General features: G+C 61.6%; 5 protein-coding genes and 1 pseudogene. All 6 read right to left on the reverse strand.

The features are described 5' to 3' along the window. Positions 1–76 precede the first annotated feature (76 nt). Positions 77–1,141: pseudogene (locus DQP57_RS25820) on the reverse strand (GMC family oxidoreductase); the annotation flags it as partial. Beyond that, entirely contained in the window at positions 1,128–1,634 is a 507-nt protein-coding gene (locus tag DQP57_RS25825) for a cupin domain-containing protein (protein ID WP_112635680.1), read from the reverse strand. The gene DQP57_RS25825 and the pseudogene DQP57_RS25820, both read right to left, overlap by 14 nt. A gap of 39 nt (positions 1,635–1,673) precedes the next feature. Next, positions 1,674–3,092: an FAD-dependent oxidoreductase gene (locus DQP57_RS25830; RefSeq protein WP_112635682.1), complete on the reverse strand. Its 1,419-nt coding sequence runs from the start codon at positions 3,090–3,092 to the stop codon at positions 1,674–1,676. Between the two features lie 74 nt (positions 3,093–3,166). Beyond that, positions 3,167–3,874: an alpha/beta fold hydrolase gene (locus DQP57_RS25835; protein ID WP_346427308.1), complete on the reverse strand. Its 708-nt coding sequence runs from the start codon at positions 3,872–3,874 to the stop codon at positions 3,167–3,169. 218 nt (positions 3,875–4,092) lie between these two features. Further along, complete coding sequence (locus DQP57_RS25840; protein ID WP_112635684.1) at positions 4,093–4,755, reverse strand: class I SAM-dependent methyltransferase; 663 nt, start codon at positions 4,753–4,755, stop codon at positions 4,093–4,095. Between the two features lie 291 nt (positions 4,756–5,046). After that, the gene (locus DQP57_RS25845) at positions 5,047–5,874 is read right to left on the reverse strand and encodes a helix-turn-helix transcriptional regulator (protein ID WP_112635686.1); all 828 of its coding nucleotides are present in this window, start codon (positions 5,872–5,874) and stop codon (positions 5,047–5,049) included. Between the last annotated feature and the right edge of the window lie 1,126 nt (positions 5,875–7,000).

Below are 7,000 nucleotides of genomic sequence, written 5' to 3' on the forward strand. Positions count from 1 at the left end.
GCTTCGACGTACTCCCTGACATGACTCCAACTTTCCCAACAAGTGGAGTCTCCGGACATGCCGGGGCGGTTCAGACGGCGATATTTTCTGCGCTGGACAAGGGCAATTCCGCAACGCATATCTGCAGATCGGGAGCCTCGAGTACAAGGTCGCTTTTGGAAAGGACCATCACTTCTGCCCCGTTGTTGTGCGGCTCGAGCGGCTCGCGGTACTCCCATACGCAGTCGATACGCGGGTGGTCTTGAAAGTTTCGTCCCACGCCGGGAAGGTGGGACACAACGGGTATGGCGAAGCGGCGCAGCTCATCAGCGTCGCCGATGCCTGACTGCATAAGTACTTTTGGCGTGTTGATCGCACCAAGGGAAATGACCACCTCGCTCATCGCGGAAACGTTGTAATTCGTCCCACCGCAGTAGAACTCCACTGCGGTCACCCGCTTGTCCTTAAAGAGCAGTCGTGTCACCGTCGCACCGGTGAGAACTGAAAGGTTCGACCGTTGTAGAAGCGGATAGACGTAGCCGCGAAACGTCGACTGCCGCATCTCATTGCGTAGTCGGAGATCAATGAGAGAGGCACCGCCCTCGGCCACCATCATGGCGCTGTTGTTGCTTGGGTAGCTAGGGATTCCCACCGAGCGTGCGCCCTCAACGATCGCCGCGGCAAGCGGATTGGGTTCGCGCGCGGGTGCGTTGAACAGCGGGCCGCCGACACCGCGGTCGGGGTCGGCGGGCCCGTGCCAGTCTTCGATCCGACGATAGATTTCAAGCACCGACTCATACCCCCAGGATTCGTCGCCCGCCTCGGCGGCAAAGTAGTCCCAGTCGCTGCGGTGCCCGCGTGCCCATGCCATCACGTTGATGCTGGACCCCCCACCGAGCACTTTGCCCATGGAGTGCGAGATCGATCTCCCGTTGAGGTGAGCATTCGGCTCCGAGACGAACCCCCAGTCGCGCTCGCTACCTAGGTTGAGCGGCCATTGCAAGGGATTTTGGACGGCCGGGACGTCGTCGGTACCGCCGGCCTCCAGCAAGAGCACGGTGACATCCGGGTCTTCGGCGAGTCGCCCTGCCACCACTGATCCCGATGAGCCTGACCCGCACACCACAAAGTCGTAGTGTGGCGCAATCTCAGATAGCAGCATGCGTGTTCTCCAGCTCGGGGGGCTCGTCACGCGATGAGGCGGGCAGCGTGATGCCGACCGCTGCGTTTTGTTCCGGTGTTGCCAGCAGGTACCCGTAACGTTCCGCTATCTCGTGGAAGCGACCGACCTCGTGGGCAGTCGGTGGCGGGGAACCCGCGGGCCGCCCGACTTCGCGGAAGAACGTGCCCATGCGTGGCGTGGTTACTATCAGGACGACGGCGGGTTCTTCCAAGGCGTTGCGAATGGCGTGTGGAACGTCGCCCGGCAACCGGACATAATCCCCGGCGCAGGCGTCGTGCCATTGCGGGGCGCGGTCGCCTTGGACCAGGATTTGGTGCGCGCCGGCCAGGATGTAGAAATGCTCAAAATCGTCGTGGCTGTGCAGCGGCACCGTCGCCCCGGCGGGGATGACCGCGCGCATGACGCATACCTGCTCGTCGTCTTCCGGCGTCAGGAACTCGACGATGGGTCCAAAAACCTCCAACGCTCCCATGTCTTCCTTTCTGTTACTGCTATTTGGTTCTATTACTTGCTATTTGGGCCAGGCGGTGCCGAGCGTGCCGCACTGGCGTGGTTGCCCGACCCGGTCGACCGGCTGAAGACAGCGCTTCCGCGTCATGCTTGCCTTGGCGATGCAGCCAACTATGTGCGGGCGGATCAGCGCTGAGGGGCCGTCCAGCATCTGCACCACCCGGAAGAATTGCTGCGCTACAAGCGAATCCGTCTCGGCTGCGGTGAGAACCCGGTCCATGTAGGAGTTCATGACGCGAACGGACAGCGGCCGTCTGCCGGGGACCTGCGGGAGCATCAGATCTGAGCCGACCGCCGTGCGCCAAGCCACGCGAATCTTTTTGGACGACTTGCCGTAGAACCGTCCCGGCAGGTTACGGTCTCCTCGGCGCAGACAGTCACGTAGCACCTCGGCTTCGAGGGCGGCGACGGTCATGCCTTGACCGTAAATGGGGTTGAACGAACAGATTGCGTCCGCGAACACGAGTAACCCCGCTGGCAGTCGGGCCAGCTTGTCATAGCGTCGCCACCGGTTGGACGGAATTCGATACTGCGCGAGGTCGCCAAGGATCTCAGCCGACTGCAGGGCTGCGGTGATGTGGGAAGGAGCAAGTGTGGCGGCGAGGTCGAGCAATTCGGTCACGTCAGCCGGCGGATCTTGGCCGCCGACACCGCCGCCGAGCACCAGATACATATCGTTCTCGCAGGCGAACATGGCAAACATCGTCGGGCGGGACGAAATGGGATAGTTGGTCACCACGAGTTCGTGCAGCGTTCCGCGCGGAATACGCACGGCCACAGTGGCGTATGCGATTCGTACCTCGATCTCGTCTTCCCGGGGCCGGCGGTATCCGAGTTCTTCCAGGAATACCGGTGCGCGGGACCCCCGCCCGGTCGCGTCGACAACGAGATCCGCGGCGATCACGGTTTCGTCTGTGCCACCACGCTTTTGGACGCGCGCGCCGGTGATACGGGCACGATCGGTGTCAGCTGTTAAGCCCACGAAGTCGTGCTCTTCAAGAAACTCGATGTTCGGTATTGTGCGCACTGCACGGCGTACCGCGTGCTCGAGAAGCGGTCGGCTCAGGTGATAGTCCGTCAACGATGCGGGGTCGGGAATTGACGAGCGCACCATTAGATGGCCCGCGAACTTCGACCAGAATCTCGACATGTCGCCGTCGTCCCACCTAATGGCGCCATCGGCTGTCAGCTGATCGAATATCCCGGGAAACAGGTTGCCGATTATTTCCACGGCCCTGCCCAACAGCGCGTGCGGATGTCGTCCCTGCGGCACGCCACGCCGGTTTACCGGAACGTCGGGCAGGACGTCACGTTCCACCACGGTGACCCGCTGGTAGAAGTCGGCCAGGACTCGTGCGGCCAGCAGGCCGCCCATACTTGCCCCCAAGACGACGGCGGTGTTCCGATCCGCGTGTGTCATCGGCCCCTCCTAGGCTCTCGCGATTTTCGAACGGCTGGTGGTCGACTCACTGTCAGTCCCTGAGCCGCAAGCATTCAGGCGGCCATGATTGCTTCGGCCACTTCGTCTGGGTGGGTCAGCATGCTCAGATGGGTTCCTGGAACGTAGACGGGTTCGACGCCGAGTCGGGACGCAAATTCCGCCGCCGACCATTGGGGTGCGCAATCGTTTTCGCTGGCGATGTAGGCGGTAGGCACAGTCAGAGCTGCGGGATCGACATGCAAAGCATCTAGGAAGTAACCGCCGGGCTGCGGTGTCAGGAGATCGGCCACCATCCGCTGCAGTATCGGCGCGGTGTCCTGCATGAACAGCTCTTCAACGTAGGCCAGAGTCGGCGCAATCGCGCCATCAGGCGAATCGTTGATCAAATGCAGCAGTAAGTCGCGGCCGGCGGGTGGGTGATCGTCAACCAGCGACTTGCCGCACACCGGCACTAGCGCGTTGAAGTAAATGACCTTGCTGACTTGTTCCGCGAGGAGTGCAGCCGCGCCCGTGGCGGGATAGCCGCCCCAACTGTGCGCAACCAGGATGACGTCAAGTTCGAGCCCGCGTACTTGGCTGACGACGTAGTCCACCGCGTCGGTGAGCCGATAACCCGACGGATCCTCACCGTCGTTGAGACCCGGCAGAGTCAATGCGATCGAGCGATGGCCCGCAGCGCGAAGCCGCTTGGCCACTGGCCACCAACACCAGGCTGCATGCCAGCCGCCCGGGATGAGCACGTATGTCGGGACAGGTCTCACGTTATCTCCTAGAGAGTCGTGCAGCTGCGAAGTAGTTATCCCTATCCGGCTGGCTGATTTCCAAGTCGCTGCCGCCGGCGCGGAGGGGGCTGCTCGGGCATCAGCGGCGCCCGTCGTCCGAGACGCGAATTCGTTGTTGCGGGTGATGGTTTCGGCCGAGACCTACGCTGATGATCATTGCGATCATGGGGTTTAGAGGTCGCCACCGCTTTGTTTCGTCAAGGCCGGTGGGCGGTGAGTAGCAACGCCGGCAACTTTTCGTATCCGTCGGCGTCCAAATCGAACCTGGGGCTTGAACGGGTTTGTGGCGCATAGGCGTGAATGAACGCCGGCCGGATCTCATCGATGGTCCAATGCCTGCCTACTGCGTCGCCCAGTTCGTCTCTCGTGACTACGTTGGGAATCGGATATCCGGGATCTTCGGGGAACGCCGCCTGGGTGAATGTCAGGATGTACAGCGAGGCGCCAGGCGCGGACGCCCGGCGTATCGAATTCAAGTAGTCGTCGCGCTTCGTTACCGGAAGTGCATGAAACAGCGCGCTGTCGACGACGGTCGCGAACCGATCTTCGTAACCAGTAACGGACGTGATGTCGGACGACACGAACGTTGCGTTGGGCAGCCGTCGGCGGCGGCGCTCCTCGACTGCCGCGTCTATCGCAATCACGCTTCGGTCGATTCCGACGACGGTGTAGCCCAACGCCGCCAAAACAAGCGAAGTGTCACCGTAGCCGCAGCCGGCGTCGAGCACATCGCTGCGAAACCTCCCTTGACTGATGAGGTCGGCGATCTGTGGTTGCGGTCGACCGATGCCCCACGGCGGCAGGCCACTGAAGATCCCGTTCTCGTTGTAGGCGTCGTCCCAATCCATCAGTTCTGCCATCGAATCCTCCTATGCGCACCGCTGCCCGCTGGCCAGGCGACGAATCCTCACCACCCGATGCTGGCGCGGCACGCGACCGGTAGCCAGAGCGGTCTTTTCCTGGTATTGGCAATCACAGGTTCCCCACGAAGCCACTGAAGCCGCGCTGAGACAACGCCATACGTCCACCGGTCTGTGAACCAAACTTCAGTGAGTGACGCAACCACTCCTATGGCTGCGCTCGACCCACAACCCAAAGGGCCGCATCCCCATTAGCGGTGCGGATGACAACGCACGGAGCCGGGTGACCGGCTACCCCGAATGCACGAGACTGGAGAGCAGACGCAAGCTTTCCTCCGAACGCGTGCCAGGTTCGGCGTAGTAGGCAATCATCGTCTGCCTCATGTCGGGCAGCATGAATACTCGGTAACACAGCGTGAGCGGCCCAACTCTGGGGTGGTAGAACGGAGCTGGCCCGCTCGTCTTTTGCTTGACCTCTTGGCGCGCCCACAAGCGGCGAAACCGTGGGCTAGCGTCGCTGAGCTCGTTGATGAGCGATACCAGTTCGGGGTCGTTTGAGCGGTCTTCGGCGAAGTTGAACCGAAGCCATGACACGAGCATCTCGGTTACCTCGTCCCAGTTGCGCACCCAAGCGGGAAAGTCCGAGTCCAAAAACGCCGTCCGCAGCTGGTTGAATCCCGGTGCGAAATAAGGCAACAGCGCTTGGGCCATCGAATTGGCCGCTAAAACGTTCATGTGCCGGTCCTGCACATATGCGGGAATCAATTGCCAATTGTCGATCAATGTCCGCAGGCCGAGATCAACTTTCTCAACCGACGCGGCCGAACCGGAACGGCGTGGTAGAGCAGGCCGAGCCAAGTTGCGCATGTACTCGGCCGCGTCATCATCGAGTTGTAGCGCGCGGGCCAAAGCCGCGAGTACCTGATCAGAGGGCTGAGTCGTTCGGCCTTGCTCAAGCCGCAGATAGTAGTCGGCGCTTATGCCCGCAAGCATCGCAACTTCCTCACGACGCAAACCCGCCACCCGGCGACGCCCGCTGTCGGCAAGGCCGACATCAGCAGGCTTCAACCGTTCTCGACGGGCCCGAAGAAACGCCGCCAGCGGTTCACGATCAGGCATGAGAAAACAATAGCGCCGCCACGAAGGGCCCCTCCCCAGTACCAGGCAAAGCAACAATGCTGCGCCTCCCTTCACCAGCGCTGGCGCCTGCCCCGGAAATGGATCGCCAGGCTGTCGCGGCGCCCGCAGCGCCCATCGGATCTTGATCGGCCGCGGCCGGGCGGATGTGGACAGACCTGTACGGCGCTGATGGGTCCAGGCGCAGGGCACTCTCATTCGCAATCGGCTGTCGGCTACTAGCGAATCATCCGCGCACTGTCCACGCCGGAGGCAGCAGAGCAGGACAATAGTCTGCGTTGCATAGACTCTCGCGAGGTAAACCATCGCAGCGGTTCCGATTCGCGGGACGGCTCGATGCACACGAGCGCTGCCTTAAAGTCGTCGTCCTGTCACAGCATTTTTACGTCTGCGAGCTTCCGGTTGGCCGGATCGGATCGGCAAGGCGAACCCGGCCGTTCATCCCACAGAACGTGACCTGGCCGGAACAGTATGATGAGTCGTCCCTTCGCGTTTATCGGCTGCTTCCTGAAGCGTCAAGATGATCTCGACGCCCCGCACCACAGGGCCACAGTGACCACTTCCGATGAGCGGAACGGGTAGTCGTCGATATGCAAGTGTGCCAATAGCGCTCAACGGCAGCGGATCTGGCCTGCGTTGCCCTCCTAGCGCCTCCGATTTAAGGTCAGTGCTTCTTCCGCCGGTTGATCCTGCCGCGGGCGACGGCTCGACCAGAGCACGATCCCAATACGACGTAGGCCTTCATCATGGTTTCTTGCACGAGGTAGCCGTAGTCATTCCCGCGGTATGCTGACCGAAATCTTAACCGATACAACATGTTCAATAGCGATAGCCTCCTGCGGGGATCGCGTTGTGCGGCTTCACAGTCTGCAGATGTGTGGGGCTGTGACGGCGTCGTCATAGCTGACAGGCTTTCGTTGAAATGCCGTGCGGATAGCGCAGACTCTTCGCGGCGGCAATGTGCTGGGCCGATTCGAATGACGCTGGTAGTGCCAGACTTCTCTCCACAGCAGTTATCGATTCGTCCTGTCTGATGGGTCTGCTGCACGAGTAGGTGACAACTGAGATGGCTTGCCCGGCGTGGGCAGGCTGGAAGGATGTCACCATG

It is taken from the genome of Mycobacterium colombiense (assembly GCF_003284935.1).
In the GTDB taxonomy this organism is placed as follows: Bacteria; Actinomycetota; Actinomycetes; order Mycobacteriales; family Mycobacteriaceae; genus Mycobacterium; species Mycobacterium arosiense_A.

Coding starts and splice junctions, on each gene's coding strand:
- DQP57_RS25825 (WP_112635680.1), bottom strand. CDS start 1,634: ATGGGAGCGTTGGAGGTTTTTGGACCCATCGTCGAGTTCCTGACGCCG.
- DQP57_RS25830 (WP_112635682.1), bottom strand. CDS start 3,092: ATGACACACGCGGATCGGAACACCGCCGTCGTCTTGGGGGCAAGTATG.
- DQP57_RS25840 (WP_112635684.1), bottom strand. CDS start 4,755: ATGGCAGAACTGATGGATTGGGACGACGCCTACAACGAGAACGGGATC.
- DQP57_RS25845 (WP_112635686.1), bottom strand. CDS start 5,874: ATGCCTGATCGTGAACCGCTGGCGGCGTTTCTTCGGGCCCGTCGAGAA.